16 protein-coding genes are annotated in these 15660 nt (G+C 32.1%); all 16 read right to left on the bottom strand.

The window, feature by feature from the left end:
• Nucleotides 1-127 precede the first annotated feature (127 nt).
• The 16 genes from hypF to ABF633_RS02085 all read right to left on the bottom strand — a co-directional run bounded on the left by hypF (nucleotide 128) and on the right by ABF633_RS02085 (nucleotide 15524).
• Nucleotides 128-2428 (bottom strand): carbamoyltransferase HypF, encoded by a 2301-nt coding sequence (gene hypF, locus ABF633_RS02160; protein ID WP_415521559.1) that lies wholly within the window; start codon nucleotides 2426-2428, stop codon nucleotides 128-130.
• The gene (gene hypE, locus ABF633_RS02155; protein WP_415521557.1) at nucleotides 2422-3429 is read right to left on the bottom strand and encodes a hydrogenase expression/formation protein HypE; all 1008 of its coding nucleotides are present in this window, start codon (nucleotides 3427-3429) and stop codon (nucleotides 2422-2424) included. The genes hypF and hypE overlap by 7 nt, the downstream gene beginning before the upstream one ends.
• Nucleotides 3430-3534: 105 nt before the next feature.
• Complete coding sequence (gene hypD / locus ABF633_RS02150) at nucleotides 3535-4617, bottom strand: hydrogenase formation protein HypD (protein WP_415521555.1); 1083 nt, start codon at nucleotides 4615-4617, stop codon at nucleotides 3535-3537.
• The gene (locus tag ABF633_RS02145; RefSeq protein ID WP_415521553.1) at nucleotides 4604-4828 is read right to left on the bottom strand and encodes a HypC/HybG/HupF family hydrogenase formation chaperone; all 225 of its coding nucleotides are present in this window, start codon (nucleotides 4826-4828) and stop codon (nucleotides 4604-4606) included. The genes hypD and ABF633_RS02145 overlap by 14 nt, the downstream gene beginning before the upstream one ends.
• A gap of 24 nt (nucleotides 4829-4852) precedes the next feature.
• Nucleotides 4853-5596 (bottom strand): twin-arginine translocase subunit TatC, encoded by a 744-nt coding sequence (gene tatC, locus ABF633_RS02140; RefSeq protein WP_415521551.1) that lies wholly within the window; start codon nucleotides 5594-5596, stop codon nucleotides 4853-4855.
• A gap of 23 nt (nucleotides 5597-5619) precedes the next feature.
• Entirely contained in the window at nucleotides 5620-6372 is a 753-nt protein-coding gene (gene tatC / locus ABF633_RS02135) for a twin-arginine translocase subunit TatC (RefSeq protein ID WP_415521549.1), read from the bottom strand.
• Between the two features lie 13 nt (nucleotides 6373-6385).
• A complete protein-coding gene (gene tatA / locus ABF633_RS02130; RefSeq protein ID WP_415521548.1) occupies nucleotides 6386-6601 on the bottom strand; it encodes a twin-arginine translocase TatA/TatE family subunit in 216 nt (71 codons plus the stop codon).
• A gap of 43 nt (nucleotides 6602-6644) precedes the next feature.
• Nucleotides 6645-7304: a hydrogenase nickel incorporation protein HypB gene (gene hypB / locus ABF633_RS02125; RefSeq protein WP_415521547.1), complete on the bottom strand. Its 660-nt coding sequence runs from the start codon at nucleotides 7302-7304 to the stop codon at nucleotides 6645-6647.
• 3 nt (nucleotides 7305-7307) lie between these two features.
• Nucleotides 7308-7649 carry a hydrogenase maturation nickel metallochaperone HypA gene (gene hypA / locus ABF633_RS02120; protein ID WP_015614973.1) on the bottom strand — a complete coding sequence of 114 codons (342 nt, stop codon included), beginning with the start codon at nucleotides 7647-7649 and terminating at the stop codon, nucleotides 7308-7310.
• 9 nt (nucleotides 7650-7658) lie between these two features.
• On the bottom strand, nucleotides 7659-8132 hold the full coding sequence (locus ABF633_RS02115; protein WP_015614972.1) for a HyaD/HybD family hydrogenase maturation endopeptidase: 474 nt from the start codon (nucleotides 8130-8132) through the stop codon (nucleotides 7659-7661).
• 2 nt (nucleotides 8133-8134) lie between these two features.
• Nucleotides 8135-9550 carry a nickel-dependent hydrogenase large subunit gene (locus tag ABF633_RS02110; protein WP_415521544.1) on the bottom strand — a complete coding sequence of 472 codons (1416 nt, stop codon included), beginning with the start codon at nucleotides 9548-9550 and terminating at the stop codon, nucleotides 8135-8137.
• Between the two features lie 27 nt (nucleotides 9551-9577).
• Nucleotides 9578-10471, bottom strand: a complete 894-nt coding sequence (locus ABF633_RS02105; protein WP_415521542.1) for a hydrogenase small subunit — start codon at nucleotides 10469-10471, stop codon at nucleotides 9578-9580.
• Between the two features lie 372 nt (nucleotides 10472-10843).
• Nucleotides 10844-11740 (bottom strand): hydrogenase small subunit, encoded by an 897-nt coding sequence (locus ABF633_RS02100; RefSeq protein ID WP_415521540.1) that lies wholly within the window; start codon nucleotides 11738-11740, stop codon nucleotides 10844-10846.
• A 319-nt stretch (nucleotides 11741-12059) separates the two neighbouring features.
• On the bottom strand, nucleotides 12060-12449 hold the full coding sequence (locus ABF633_RS02095) for a hypothetical protein (RefSeq protein WP_415521538.1): 390 nt from the start codon (nucleotides 12447-12449) through the stop codon (nucleotides 12060-12062).
• A 142-nt stretch (nucleotides 12450-12591) separates the two neighbouring features.
• Entirely contained in the window at nucleotides 12592-14241 is a 1650-nt protein-coding gene (menD, locus tag ABF633_RS02090; protein WP_415521536.1) for a 2-succinyl-5-enolpyruvyl-6-hydroxy-3-cyclohexene-1-carboxylic-acid synthase, read from the bottom strand.
• Between the two features lie 119 nt (nucleotides 14242-14360).
• On the bottom strand, nucleotides 14361-15524 hold the full coding sequence (locus ABF633_RS02085; RefSeq protein ID WP_415521534.1) for an isochorismate synthase: 1164 nt from the start codon (nucleotides 15522-15524) through the stop codon (nucleotides 14361-14363).
• Nucleotides 15525-15660 lie beyond the last annotated feature (136 nt).

The following is a 15660-nucleotide window of genomic DNA, read 5'->3' as shown; positions in this document are numbered from 1 at the left end:
TTGTATAATCCTGTATAAAATAAAAGATCAATGAATCTTACTTGGTGGGAGTTTATATTCCCACCAAGTTTAGATGAATTATCCAGCGACTAGTCATCGGATAAAATATTGTAACCTCAAATATTAATTATTTATCACTTAAAACTTCATTTGCTATAACAATTTGTCCTAAAGCTATCCCACCATCATTTGCAGGTATTAATTTATTTGTGTAGACAAGGAACTCTTCATTTTTTAATTCATTAGATAGGTTTTTTAATAAATAAGAATTCTGAAATACCCCTCCACTTAATGCTACTTCGTTAATACCTGTATCTTTTCTAATTAGTTTGCATATATCTTTTGAAAACTTGATTATTGTGCTATGAAATTTATCTGAAATAACATTATCTTGTTCATCTAGCAGTTTATCTCTTATGATACCCATAATAATCTTTTCTGTCTTCACAATATAACCATTCTCTTGGACTACATCATAGTCATAGAAATCTAAACTCTCTTGAGAAGCAACGGCTTCAAGTTCTATAGCTGCCTGTCCTTCATATGTAACACTATCCCTAAGTCCAATTAAGCTTGCAGCAGCATCAAAAAAGCGTCCCATACTTGATGTTTCAGGGCAGTTAATATCTGCTTCAATCATAGCTATAATATTGATTGCCTTATTTCCATACAGCTTAATCAATATTTCTTTCAGCTGTTTATTAGTACTATATTCATTATATTTAGCAGACTTAAACAGATTGTAAATATAAGAAACAGCCATTCTCCAGGGTTCCTTCACTGCCATTTCACCACCAGGCATCTTTACATAATTCAAATGTCCCAGCCTAGTAAATTCCTTATTATCGCAGAGCAGGAACTCTCCTCCCCATATTCTTCCATCAACACCGTAACCTGTTCCATCGTAGGCAATTCCAATAACTTTTCTATCTACATTGTTTTCTGCCAAACAGCTTACTATATGTGCGTGATGATGTTGAACTTCAATTCTAGGCAGCGATGACCTATATGCATATTCACTTGATATATAATTTGGATGCATGTCACAAGCTATATATTTTGGAGTAAAATTAAATATATTCTTAAAATGCTCAATATTATTTTTATAATGTTCAATTGTTTCTACATTCTCTAAATTTCCATTATGCTGGCTTAAAAATATAAAATTCTCCTTTGCTATGCAAAAGGTATTTTTCATATTTGATCCACAGGCTAGAATTTCTTTTATATTATCTTTTTTTATGGGTTCTGGCACATATCCTCTTGCCCTTCTTATCATATGTATCTCGTTGTCTACTACCTTTACCACCGAATCATCTATAGGTGCATGAATATCTCTATTGTGTTGTAAAAAATAATCTGCAACATTCCTCAATTTATCAACTGCACTTTCATTTTTATATTCCAAAGGCAGCCCATGACTATTTGCGCTGGTCATAATTAAAGCATCTATGTTATTCCCAAATAGTAAATGATGTAAAGGTGTATATGGAAGCATTACTCCTAATGTTTTCTGATGTGGAGCTATACATTTTGGTAAATCATATCCATTAGCTTGAGCTAGTATTACTATAGGCTTTATGGATCCAGTTAATAACTTTTCCTCTTCCACAGGTACATCACAATACTTTTTTACATCTTCTATATTTCTCAGCATAACCGCAAAGGGTTTATGAGGTCTGTTTTTTCTAATCCTAAGTAATTTCACAGCTTCCTCATTTGTTGCATCACATACTAGATTAAATCCACCCAGTCCTTTGATAGCAAAAATTTTACCCTCCTTCAGCTTCTGTCTTGTCCAATGAATTACATCCTCTACTTCTATCTTCTTTCCAGTGGAATCTTCAATCCAAATATGTGGGCCACAGGATTCACAGGCATTAGGTTGAGCATGGAATCTCCTGTTAGTTGGATCAGTATATTCTCTATTGCACTCTTCACACATATTAAATTTTTTCATTGTTGTCTTTTCCCTATCATAGGGAATAGATTTCATTATAGAAAATCTTGGGCCGCAGTTTGTGCAACTGGTAAATGGATACCTATATCTTTTATTTGACGGATTTGTAATATCCTCAATACATTCATCACAAATAGCTCTATCTGGAGAAATAAGAGTAATTTTTTTATTATTTATCTCACTTTCCCTTATTTCAAAACTATTGTAATTTACAGCTTTTCTTTCCTCTACAATTATATTTTCTATTCTAGCCAATGGAGGATGCTTATATTTTAATTTTTCTATAAAATTCTTTAGTTTTTCTTCTTCACCCTCTATATCAATATGTACTCCCTGTGAGTTATTATTAATCCATCCTTTTAAATTAAGAGAAAGTGCCTCATTATAAACAAAAGGTCTAAGACCTACACCCTGTACAATTCCTTCCACCTTTAAAAATAATCTTTTCACACTAACACCTTCTAGCATATTCTAGGTAATTGCTGCCCCGATGGCATATCTACTATTCTTTTTCCTCCAATAATAGTTTTCAAATAAACCTTTTGTGATACCTTTGCTACAACCTTACCAATTATTTTAGCATTAGATCCTAATGGATGATTTCTCATTTGCTCCAATACTTTGTCAGCATATTTTTCTGGTACAAAGCAGCACAGCTTTCCTTCATTAGCAATGTATAAAGGATCTAATCCCAGCAATTCGCAGGCACCCTTTACTTCTTCGCTTACAGGAATAGCATCTTCTTCCAATTCAATAGATACTCTGCTGGTTTCCGCAATTTCATTCAGAACTGCTGCAACTCCACCTCTAGTAGCATCCCTAAGCACATGAATGTCCTTACATACATTTAATATTGAATCTACCAAGGAATTTAAAGGAGCACAATCACTTTTTAATTCACCCTGTATATCTATTCCACTTCTTTCACACATAATAGTCATTCCATGATCTCCAAGGGTTCCATTTACAATAACTACATCTCCAGCTTCAGCCTTATTTGCTTCAATATTAACATCTTCATAAATGGTACCTATTCCAGCTGTATTAATGAATAGCCCATCTACTCCGCCTTTTTCTACTACTTTTGTATCTCCTGCTACAATTTGAACTCCTGCTTCCTTTGCCGTATCAGCCATAGATTTTACAATTATCTCAAGACTTTCAATTGAATAACCCTCTTCTATAATAAATGCACTGGTTAAATAAAGTGGCTTTGCACCACTCATTGCCAAGTCATTTACTGTACCGCATACTGCAAGCTTACCAATATTTCCGCCTTTAAAAAAGGATGGTGTAACTACAAAGGAATCCGTAGTAAAAGCAATTCTATTGTGATCCAAATTAAGCTGTGCAGAATCATTCATTTTCCTTATGGTTTCATTGTCAAAATATTTTATAAATAAATCGCTTATTAAATTATTAGTCTGTTTACCGCCACTTCCATGACTTAATAGTATCTTGTCTTCCATACTTTGTCCCTCCTAAGTTTTTTAATAAATACTTATAAATTTAATAGTTTATTATTTTTTTGCATTATACATATGTAGTACCTAAACAATTGTATTAGCCAACTTCTAACTATTATACCTATAGTAAGCTGCACAGGTGCCTTCAGAGGATACCATACAAGAACCTACAGGATTTTCTGGTGTACACGCCTTCTTAAATAGTGGACATTGAAGTGGAGTTATTTTTCCTTTAAGTATGTCACCACATCTGCAGCCCGGACTGCCATCATATTCCTTATACTCTATATTAAAATGCTTTATTGCATCAAATTCTTCATATTCTTTATTAAATGTATATCCACTATTTGGAATAGTACCAATTCCCCTCCAAGTACTGTCACTAACTTCAAAAACTTTGTGTAAGTACTCTATAGCCTGAGAATTTCCATCATTTCGTACTATCCTTTTATATTCATTTATTATATTATAATCCCTATTATTTATCATGCTTATAAGTGTATTCAAGCCCTTAAGTATATCTAAAGGTTCAAAGCCAGTTATAACTCCAGGTATACTGTATTCACTGCTTAAAAATTCATAAGGTTTTTTACCTATAACAGCACTAACATGACCTGGAAGTAAAAAACCACTGATATTAAGTTCCTTGTCATCTACAAGAGCTCTCATAGCTGGTGGTACAATCTTATGGGCGGTGAGGAAAAATAGATTTTTAACCCCTTGCTTTCTTGCCTCTATAGCCGTTACAGCTGTCATGGGTGTTGTTGTTTCGAATCCTACTGAAAGAAAAACTATTTTTTTTAATGGACTGTTCTGCGCCAATACCAATGCATCCATCGGTGAATAGACAATCCTGATATCAGCACCCTCTGCTTTTCTTTTCATTAAAGAAGTTTTCTTTCCAGGTACTCTTATCATATCCCCAAAAGTTGCAATAATAACATCCTTATTTGATGTCAGTTCTAAAGCAGTGTCAATATAACTTTGTGGAGTAACACAAACTGGACATCCTGGTCCAGAAATAAGATTTATGTTGCTTGGAAGTATATCTCTAATGCCATATCTAAATATAGCCATAGTATGGGTACCACATACCTCCATTATATTTATTTTTTTATCAGTAATATTTTGTATTAGTTTTACCAGGCTTTTAGAATAATCTCCATTTCTAAATTCATCAACATATTTCATTCTCTGACAGCTCCTTTATTATTTCCAGAGTTTTTGCTGCTTCTTCTTCATCAATTGTTTCAATTGCGCAGCCTGCATGAACTAAAACATATTGTCCCACTTTTATATCTGGAATAAGGTGCATAAATACTTCTCTTTGCATATTTCCTATTTCTACAACACCTTTGTAGTTATCTATTTTTAAAACCTTGCCTGGAACGGCTAAGCACATACTAATCCCTCCAATATTAATGCATTAATTTTTGCTTTTTTTCTTTTCTATCCTTTTTTCTGTAAAATAAACAATCCATATGCTGATCTCATATAATATCAGTACAGGAGCTGCAACAAGTATGCAAGTAATTAAGCCTGCATTGGAAATAAATAATCCTTCAAGGGTCAGTATAGCTATAATAATATACTTTCTACACTTTCTAAGACGTTTTGAATTTATTAATGACAACTTACCCAAAAGTATAATTATATATGGAATCAAAAATACGATTCCAGTAAAGAAACAAAAAATACCAATAAAATTGAAATATGTACTGCCTGAAAGCAGTGGATTCATGTAATTTTGTCCATAGGATATTAAAAAACTAAGAGCATAGGGCAGTACCAATATATATCCAAAAGCCATGCCAGCAATAAGTAAAATTGCTATAAAAAATAAATTTTTATATACTAGACTTTTCTCTTTTTTAGACAATCCCGGGTTAACAAAAGCAGCCAATTCATATAATATAACCGGACTTACAATTATAGCCCCAGCGAACAGTGATATTTCCATTCTAGTCATAAAACCTTCTGTTAAAGAAAAATATACAAGTTCCAATTTAAATTTAGCTAGAGGCAGCATTAAAAATTTAATTAAATAATGAGCTTTCTCATACATAACTCCAGTAGCAGCAGCTATTGCTATTATTACAATTATCAATCTCTTTCTAAGCTCACTAAGATGATCTACCACGGACATATCTTTTATATTTTCATTAGTCATATATTCACCTCTAATATTGACATTTAAGCACTTTCCCCTAGTTTAGATGATTGCTTCTTTTTATCACTCTTTTCTAATAAATATACACACCAAATACTTATTTCATATAATCCTATTATTGGTAAGGTTACTAAAACAAAAGTCATAGCATCTAGTGAAGGTGCTATAAATGCTACAGCTATAAGCGAAGCCATCAAAGCAATTTTTCGTTTTCCCTTTAACATTTTAGAATTGACAATATTTATTCTGGATAAGGCTATTAAAACCAATGGAAGCTCGAAAATTAGACCTACAGCTAAAAGTATAGTCTCTATAAAAGAAAAATAATTATCTCCAGACAAATTTGCTTTCATAAATTCATTTCCAGAACTCATCAAAAAACCAATTGTGGAAGGAAGTAATAGCTTATATCCAAATAAAATTCCACCAATAAAAAGTAATACTGCAACTGGAGTTACAAAAAAATAAAGGATCCTTCTTACTTTTACAGTTAATTTTGAGCCTGTTTGATAAATTAATAAATATGCTATAAAGGGAAATGAAATTACTATGCCACCTAAAAAGGCAATCTTCATTTTCACCATTATTCCTTCGGCTGGCGCCATAAAGTATAAATTAACTCCATGAATAGGCTTTTCTAAAATACCTATTATAAAATCAGCCTCAAAATACATAAGTGAAGCAGCAATAATAACAATGACAAGCATTGTTATTATTATCTTTCTAAATTTCTCCAGCAACTTTGCAAAACCAACGATTTGTTCACTTTTTATCATAATATACCTCTAACTACTCTGCTTTCTTTTCTTCTACCTTTTCTTCTGCCTTTGCTACAGTAGCGTCACCCTCAGTAGTACTTCCTTTGGTAATTTCAGTCGAAGCTTTCTTAAACTCATTAATTGCCTCTCCTATTGATTTTCCTACTGTTGGAAGCTTTCCTGGTCCGAAAACCACTAAAGCTATTACTAAAATAACAATTAATTCTGGAATTCCTATTCTTGGCATGATATTTTACCTCCTAAAATATATATTTATATTTAAAATTTTATTACTTTCTCTTCTCAATAATCCTGTCTTTCAGCCATACACACAATTCATCTAATCCTTCATCTTTTACACAGCTTGTTTCAAAGGTGATAGTATTAGCATTCAAAGATTTTACGTCTCTATAAAATTCTTCTATATTAAAATTAGTAAATGGCATTAAATCTATTTTATTTAAAATAACTGCGCTGCTTTTTTCAAACATCAGCGGATATTTAAGTGGTTTATCATTTCCTTCAGTAGTACTTAAAACGCATATCTTTATGTCCTCACCAATCTCAAATTCAGCTGGACACACAAGATTACCTACGTTTTCTATAACAAGCAGATTAACCTCATCTAAGTTTAATGAATTTAGAGAATTCTTAATCATATCTCCATCTAAATGGCAGGCTCCACCTGTATTAATCTGTACAACTGGTACTCCCTGTGCTTCAATTCTCTCTGCATCCTTTGTTGTGTAAATATCCCCTTCTATAACTGCAATTTTTATATCATCTTTAAGTTTTGAAATAACTTTTTCAAGTATTGAAGTTTTACCCGAACCAGGTGAACTCATTAAATTGACTACATATATGCCTTTTTCATCTAATATTTTTTTATTCTGTGCAGTTATTTCATCATTGGTTTGAAGTATATTTGTTACTACCTTAATTTCACTCATTCTTTATTCTCCTTCAATTGTATTAACATAGAGTTCATATCCACTTAAAATGTTAGTTGAAAACTTATTGCAATTTGGACATAATTTATTAAAATGATCTATTTCAAATGTAATACCGCAGTCATCACACATAGCTGTGGCATCAACTTTCTCTATTAAGAACTTTGCACCTTCAGCTATAGTTCCTTTAGATAAACTGTTAAATGCAAATATTAATGAATCAGACATTACTCCAGAAAGTTCTCCAATTTTTATAGTAATTTTAGATATATTCTTTAGATTATTTTCTTTAGCCTTTTCTGAAATAATATTTATTGTATTTTCCATGATTGAAACTTCATGCATATTTATCACCTAACTTACATTTTCTTGCTTTTCTTTAAGATCTAACTCCATCTTAAGAAGTTTTATAACTTCAGGTATTTTATTCTTCATAGTTTCTGTCATTTCCGTATCTAAACATATTTTTTCAGGCTCTATTCCGAATATTGTAACCTTAGGAAACTTACCTAACATATTTGCTATTTTGACTACATCCAAAATTTGAACATCATGTATAGATAAATTTTCACTTTTATAGCTTTTTATGTCTTCTGGATTAATCTTATATATAGTACCAGGTTCATATCCAGCTTTTAAACAGTCTACAATAATTACTTTTTTATAATCTAGAAAATAACTTAATGTATCCAGTGTAGAAGTACCTCCATCTACTAATTCTATAGTAGATGGAAGCTTTTCATTCTCTAACTCTCTTATTGTATAGACTCCTACACCGTCATCTTTTAAAAGTATATTACCTATTCCAAGGATGACAGTATCTTTCATAATTAAACTCCTGGTTGTACTATAAATTTAGACATTTCTACTCCCTCAGGTGACATTACATGTACTGAACATCCTGTACATGGATCGAAGGAGTGCACTATCCTTAGTAATTCTACTGGCTGAGTTGTATCAGTAACATGAGTTCCTATTAATGCCTTTTCTATTGGACCAACATTACCGCTGTCATCCATTGGGGAAGCATTCCAACATGTTGGTGTAATAATCTGATATTTTGATATTTTAGAACTTGATACAGATACCCAGTGTCCAAGAGCTCCTCTTGGTGCTTCTGTTAAACCTACTCCACTTCCTGAAGTTGGAGTTCCTATATTTGTATATCCATTTGTACCAGTTACTATCTGATTTATCCAGGTATTCATATTGCTTGCTATCTTAGCTGTTTCAGTATATCTTGCCATATGTCTGTCCATAACTGATACACCATGTCTATAATCTCCGCTTACCCAAGTTCTTGCTAATGAACCTGCCTCGTAAGGTTGTCCACTATATCTTGGTGCCTTAAGCCAAGTATATGCTCCTGATTTTCCGTAGCTTGGTGTTGTAGTCTCACTAGCTGGATTTACTCCTGATGGTGAGGAATACCATGAATGTCCTACATACTCTTTTACATTAGTCTGACTAAAGCTTCCTACTGTTCCATTAGTTACTGTACCTGCTGGGAATAACTTGCCTCCAGTAGTATTTGTATCAAATACACCATAAGCTATTAAATTACCATAACCAGCACCTACACTATAGTAATCACTATAAGTTGAAGCTAACTTGTTAACATCCGCTTGATATGTATTTGTAATAAAGGATGTTATTGTAGTTAAATAATTCTTGAAATTAGTTATATCTGTTGAAGATGGTATTGCAGTTACACCACCTGGTACAATGTTAGCAACATGTGGAAGCTTTCCACCGAATATTGCTCCCATTTCGTGAGCTTGTCTTCTTATTGATAGTGCAGTTACATAATTGTTAACCAGATTTTGGTTATCTGTTGAATTAAATCTATAATCCTGGCTGTATCCTGGTGTCCATGGGGACATTTGTGGTCCTTGAACATAATCCATTAACGCTAAATGATAGAAATGCAATATATTACTTGATATAAAATTTGAAGCCTGAATAAGATCTCTTAAAAGAAGCCCCTGCAAAGTAGGTGTGAAGCCACCAGCTTGCTCTATTGCCTTAGATGAAGATATAGCATGTGAAACTGGACATAGTCCACATATTCTCTGTGTTAAAAATGCTGCATCCTTTGGCACTCTATTTAAAAGCATATTTTCAAAGTCTCTGTAAAGACCTCCTGAAGCCTGTGCCGCTGTTACATTATTATTTGAGTCAAGTGTTACATTGATTTTTAAGTGTCCTTCTAATCTTGTAATTGGATCTAATACTATAGTACTCATCTATTTCATCCCTTTCTTTTTTATTTATTAATCGCCACTACTTAACAATGGATTTGTAGGGAAAGTTGGATTTGCGCAGCCTATACATGGATAATCTGATAATACACACCAACTTTGACCATTATTCCACTTCATAGTAGCACACACATTATTACATCCTGGTCCTTTACATCCTATTTCTTCGTAACATCCATATACACCTGGCTGATTTGCATCTCCAGCACTACGTCTAGGGCATTTGCTGTGAACAGAGCTTGCAAAGTATTTAGTTGGTCTATTGTAAGTATCTATTGTTGGCATTCCTGTTAATATAAGGTCAAGTAATGTTTGAACCATAACAGTTGGATGAACTGGGCATCCTGCAAGGTTTATAACTGGCTTAGTAGTTTTACCACTTAAAAGAGTTTTTACTGATTGGCAGGAAGTACTATTAGGACTAGTTGCGGAAACTCCTCCAAAAGCTGCACAAGTTCCTGCTGAAACTACATATTTAGCCATAGGACCATATTTCAATACAGCCTGCTGCATTGTTAAGGGTGAACCATTTTGTTCCCCAATTATACAATAATTACCACTTATACCTGTTGGTACTGCACCTTCAACTACAAGTATAAATTGTCCATTGTAAGTATTTGCAGCTTGATCAAGAGTTTCCATAGCTGAATCTCCTGAACCTGTCATAAGAGTAGTAGCGTACTTTAAGCTTATCTTGTTTAAAAGTACATCATCAATAGTTGCTGGATTAGTAACATTTAAAGTTGATATGGTACATCCTGAACATCCAGATCCATTTAACCAGATAATTGGAGGATCTGTTTCTGCTGCAAGTACAGTATTAACTTTACCCATATCTAATTCAAGATTTAGAGCTACTGCTGTAGCTACAGACCACTTTAGAAAGTCTCTTCTGCTAATTTTCATAGTAACACTCCTTTAAATTTTTTTATAATTCCATTCATGGGTTAACATTGTTATCCGAATTAAATATAAAAATACAAGTTTATATTTTCCTATTTTACCTAATAATAGCATTCACCCACTACTATGATATATAATGCTGCCTATTCATAAGTTATGGAATGGTTAAATTATCTTTAATTTAAAGTTAAATATAATTATAATTTTTATTATATTTATATTTTATAATTAAATCCTTAAAGGTTGTACTATAAACTTAGACATTTCTACTCCCTAAAGTGACATTACGTATACTGAACATCCTGCACATAAGCGGAAGGAGTACACTATTCCCAATAATTCTACTGATGTCCCATCACTTCTTTTTTATTGTTTTTAGCCTGTTGATAGTGGGTTTAATGGATTTGTAGGGAAGCTTGGATTTGAACATCCTATACATGGATAGTTAGCCTGAGTGCAAAAATTCATTCCATTATTCCACTTCATTGTTGGACATACATTTTGACACCCAGGTCCTTTACAGCCTAAAGCATGATAACATCCATATATTCCAGGTTGGGATACTTGAGTTTGTCCTTTTCTAGGACAATTTGCATGAATAGTGCTTCCATAGTATGCACTAGGTCTATTATTGCCATCTAGGCTAGGCATTCCTGTTAATATTAAATTTAATAAAGTTTGAATGATAACTGTTGGATGAACTGGACAACCTGAAAGGTTTATTACAGGATTAACAGTTTTTCCGCTTAATACTGTTTGTACAGATTGACAAGAAGTATTATTAGGGCTAGCAGCTGGTACCCCTCCAAAAGATGCACAAGTTCCTGCTGAAACTACATATTTAGCGATAGGACCATAATTTAACAAAGCCTGCTGCATTGTTAATGGTGAGCCATTTTGTTCACCAATTATACAATAGTTTCCACTGGCACCTGTTGGTACTGCACCTTCAACTACAAGTATAAATTGTCCATTGTATGTATTTGCAGCTTGATCAAGAGTCTGTATTGCAGAGTCTCCTGACTGTGTCATAAGCGTAGTAGCGTACTTTAAGCTTATCTTGTTTAAAAGTACATCATCAATAGTTGTTGGATTAGTAACATTTAATGTTGATATGGTACATCCTGAACATCCTGCTCCATTTAACCAAATAACTGGAGGATCTGTTTCTGCTGCAAGTACAGTATTAACCTTACCCATATCTAAATCAAGATTTAAAGCTACTGCGGTAGCTACAGACCACTTTAGGAAGTCTCTTCTGCTGATTTTCATAGTAACACTCCTTTAATATTTTTATAATTCCATAGATAATAAATGACATTTATCTACTAGTATCATATACTAATGATGACTATTTGTAAGTTATGAAATAGTTAATTTATTTTTACGTTTAAGTTAAATTTAATTATAATTTCAATTAAATTTAACTGCTTCTATTTTATCTTTATTTAAAATGAAAGTAAAGTGTCATATATAAAATAAAGGTTTATTTGCATAATTTTTTATTGTTCATACATTTATCAGCATTAAAAAAGTCATGTCAAAAGAGAAATAGTTATTACTCTTTTAACATGACTAATAAATCACAATATTATCTTCCCATCATGTCCTGATGCATTTTTGTCATATTGTCTTTGCCTACAGATTCCATCATCCTTGCCATAGATCCATATCCGTTGTTTTGCATTATATCAATCATCTTTTTATAATCAGCATTATTTAAATTATTCATAAACTTGTTCATAGCATTATAATCCCTATTTTGCATAGCCTTTGCTTCATCACTAAAACCATTATCTTGCATTATTTTTATCATATTATTAAAGCTATCATTTGATTGATATCCTATATTTTGTGCACTCATCATTTGTCTACTAATATTATTGTAACTTATATTGTTTCTTCCCTTTGCATATGCAACTGAAATACTACCAACTACAAGTACACCTGATATTATTAAAACCACAATTTTATTTTTCATTTTATATCACTTCCATAATTATTTTTTCTTTATATATTCATTGTACTGCTCAATTATGGAGCTATTATGAATCCATATAACATTAAATATAAATACATAAACTTTTCTAAGTCTAAAAGATTCATATCCATAATAACTTATTTTACAGAGTTGTATATTTATCATGAAGCATCTTACTTAACTCAGAATCAATTTTCACTTCAATAAGCTTAATTCCATCTAAAATCAATGACTCATTAAAGGCATTTTCAAATGATTTATAGTCAATTGCCTTATAATATGTTACATCATATAAAGTTTTTATACCTTCAAAGTTTATATCATGAGGGGTTAAAAATAAATAATCAAAATTCTTTTCTTTACTTTGTGGTAAATACCTAAATATACCTCCGCCATTATTATTCAACAACAAAATAATTAAATTTAAATTATGAGCTTTGCCAATTAACAATCCATTTAAATCATAATAAAAGGATAAATCGCCAGTTAACAATACCGTTGGTTTATTTGATGTAGATATCCCAAGCGCAGTGGAGATAATACCATCTATTCCATTTGCCCCTCTGTTGCACAGTATCTTAATACTTTGATTCCGTGCTTCAAAGAAATAATCTACGTCACGAATTGCCATGCTATTTGAAACAACTAATCTACTTCCATCTTGGAGCATATTTTGCATACTTTGAATTAATTTTCCTTCAAACAAGTTAATCTCATCTTTAGCAGTGTTTAATTGTTTTCGCATTTGATTTTGATAATTTAGCCATTTAGATAAGTAAGCTATGTTGCTATTTTCTATAGAAATACACTGAGCAAACGCTCTTGGTGATGAAACAATATATTTTTTCGTAGACAGAGCTGGATTATGGTAGTAAAATGTTTCAGATACTTGTAGGTATAGAGCATCTTTATGCATAGACAAAAATTGTTGAAGGCGTTTTGATACAGCCACTTGCCCAAAGTGAATGATAAACTCAGGCTTCAATTCTCTTTTAATATCATCATTTTTTAAAAAAGCATCATAGCTATCAACAATGATATCTTTTGAATAATTTCTAAAATTGGAAATTGGATCTGCTAATACAGGTGCTTTTAATCGTTCTCCTAGTTTTATAACTTCCTTATGATAATTTGAATAGGCATCTCCCCCACAAATGATAATACCATTCTTATTCTTAAGAATTGAAGGTTCAAAAATAACTTGGTTTTCACCTTCTATATATTCAAATTTGTTTTCAAATCTTCCTTTAGTAAAATCCACCTTTTTAAACTCCGGGATTAAAGGTTCTCTAAGTGGTACATTAATATGGACTACACCATATTCTTTTGACATAGCATTTGAATATGCCTTTTGCATAACCACACGCACATAACGGTACATATTTTCATTTTCCTCTGGTAAATGTAATTCTTCATAATACTTAGTGAAATTATTAAATATTTTATTTTGATCAATTGCCTGTGGTGCACCAAAATTACGCAATTCAAATGGACGATCAGCTGTTAAAACAATTAATGGCACTCCTGAATATTTTGCTTCTACAATTGCAGGTAAATAGTTCGCTGCCGCTGAACCTGAAGTACAGACTAATACCACCGGTCTTTCATGCTCCTTTGCAATTCCAAGTGCAAAGAAGGCAGAAGATCGTTCATCAACATTCACAAAATTATTAAAATTATGCTCCCAAAATAAATATGCTAAAGGCGTAGAACGTGATCCAGGACTGATTACAGCATCATGAACACCTAATTCATATAATTCATCAACTAAAGCTGCAATATAATTTGTCATTTCTTTCCCCTTTCAACTATCCATAAATCTAAACTTAGTGGCAATTTGTATTCGCCAACTAAGTTTAGATTAAATTACCCAATGACATATCGCTATTATCCAACTTTTAAAGTCGAGTGTTACAGCAGATAATCATCGGATAAACTTTCAATTATAGTTTTCAATTTATTTGTAGTTTCAATATATTCACTTTCGCAATTTGATTTATCCACTATACCACAGCCGCTGTATGCATAGACTATATTTTTTTCAATAAGCGCAGATCGTATTCCTACTACAAAAATCCCATCTCCATTTTCATCTATTATTCCTATTGGTGCCGCATACAGACCTCTTTCATGCTTTTCATATCTTTTAATAAGTTCCAATGCTTTATTTACAGGATTTCCTCCTAATGCAGGTGTAGGATGAAGCAGCTTTACCCATTGATGCAGAGTTCTGCTTGTATTTTTTCCATGAATACAAGTTTGTAAATGATATAAATTTTTAAGTTCCAAAATCTTTGTTTCATCTACTATTAGTTCATCTGTAAAATTCCTCATGGAATTAACTATTGAATCAATGACGATTTGATGTTCATGACGATTTTTTGTATCCCTTAGCAATCTTTTCTCTTCACTCTCATCCTCTTTATAGCTCCGCAAAACAGTAGCAGCTAAGGCATAGCTTAAAATATTATTTTTTTCTTTTTGAATCAAAATTTCAGGCGTTGCACCCAGAAAAGTTTTTCCACCTTTACAATATGAAAATATAAAACTACTTTCATTCTGCTTCAAAAGGTTTTGTAAAATACTTTCTATATTTATTAACCCATCGCTCTTGATTTTAATTTCTCTTGAAATAACAACTTTATTTAATTGTTTATTCAATATAGCATTATGAGCAGCATAAAATAGCTGCTCCCAAGAATTATAGTCATCTATTTCATATCTGAAAGAATGTCTGCAAATTTCCACCTTTATATTTTCAATTTCAACAAAATCTTTTAAATAATAAAGCGTCTGTATATCTTCCTTTACAATCAAATAATATTCAAATGCTATATTTTCATTTCCAATGCCTGACCACTTTTCATCTTTGATAGAATTAAAGAAGGTTCTTGATGAAAAAATATATGGATAATCCTTTAAACTTTCCTCTAAAGTCAAGGCTTTTAAACGCTTTGCCCCAAGAATAAATTCCTTTTTCAATGGATTATAAAAGGAAAAATTTTCTTCATTTTTAAAATACTTTAAAAAAGTAAGTGGATTATCTAATTTAATTTGCACTTTCTGATATTTCAAGCTATCCACCTCATTAAATACTACTTAGGCATCTTCAAAAAATAACTAAGTCAGTATGCTAGCCTATTTTGAATCCTACTGCGTCAACAGAACCCTCAGATAGCTCAACTATCATCAGAACCTGTTTCCTTGTATG

The sequence above is a fragment of the Clostridium sp. genome (genome assembly GCF_047718555.1).
Classification (GTDB): domain Bacteria; phylum Bacillota; class Clostridia; order Clostridiales; family Clostridiaceae; genus Clostridium_I.
This window is presented reverse-complemented; position numbering and strand designations above follow the sequence as displayed.

Coding starts and splice junctions, on each gene's coding strand:
- hypF (WP_415521559.1), bottom strand. CDS start 2,428: ATGCTAGAAGGTGTTAGTGTGAAAAGATTATTTTTAAAGGTGGAAGGA.
- hypD (WP_415521555.1), bottom strand. CDS start 4,617: ATGAAATATGTTGATGAATTTAGAAATGGAGATTATTCTAAAAGCCTG.
- ABF633_RS02115 (WP_015614972.1), bottom strand. CDS start 8,132: ATGAAAGATACTGTCATCCTTGGAATAGGTAATATACTTTTAAAAGAT.
- hypB (WP_415521547.1), bottom strand. CDS start 7,304: ATGAGTGAAATTAAGGTAGTAACAAATATACTTCAAACCAATGATGAA.
- ABF633_RS02145 (WP_415521553.1), bottom strand. CDS start 4,828: ATGTGCTTAGCCGTTCCAGGCAAGGTTTTAAAAATAGATAACTACAAA.
- hypA (WP_015614973.1), bottom strand. CDS start 7,649: ATGCATGAAGTTTCAATCATGGAAAATACAATAAATATTATTTCAGAA.
- tatC (WP_415521549.1), bottom strand. CDS start 6,372: ATGATAAAAAGTGAACAAATCGTTGGTTTTGCAAAGTTGCTGGAGAAA.
- ABF633_RS02095 (WP_415521538.1), bottom strand. CDS start 12,449: ATGAAAAATAAAATTGTGGTTTTAATAATATCAGGTGTACTTGTAGTT.
- menD (WP_415521536.1), bottom strand. CDS start 14,241: ATGACAAATTATATTGCAGCTTTAGTTGATGAATTATATGAATTAGGT.
- ABF633_RS02105 (WP_415521542.1), bottom strand. CDS start 10,471: ATGAAAATTAGCAGAAGAGACTTTCTAAAGTGGTCTGTAGCTACAGCA.
- hypE (WP_415521557.1), bottom strand. CDS start 3,429: ATGGAAGACAAGATACTATTAAGTCATGGAAGTGGCGGTAAACAGACT.
- ABF633_RS02100 (WP_415521540.1), bottom strand. CDS start 11,740: ATGAAAATCAGCAGAAGAGACTTCCTAAAGTGGTCTGTAGCTACCGCA.
- tatC (WP_415521551.1), bottom strand. CDS start 5,596: ATGACTAATGAAAATATAAAAGATATGTCCGTGGTAGATCATCTTAGT.
- tatA (WP_415521548.1), bottom strand. CDS start 6,601: ATGCCAAGAATAGGAATTCCAGAATTAATTGTTATTTTAGTAATAGCT.
- ABF633_RS02110 (WP_415521544.1), bottom strand. CDS start 9,550: ATGAGTACTATAGTATTAGATCCAATTACAAGATTAGAAGGACACTTA.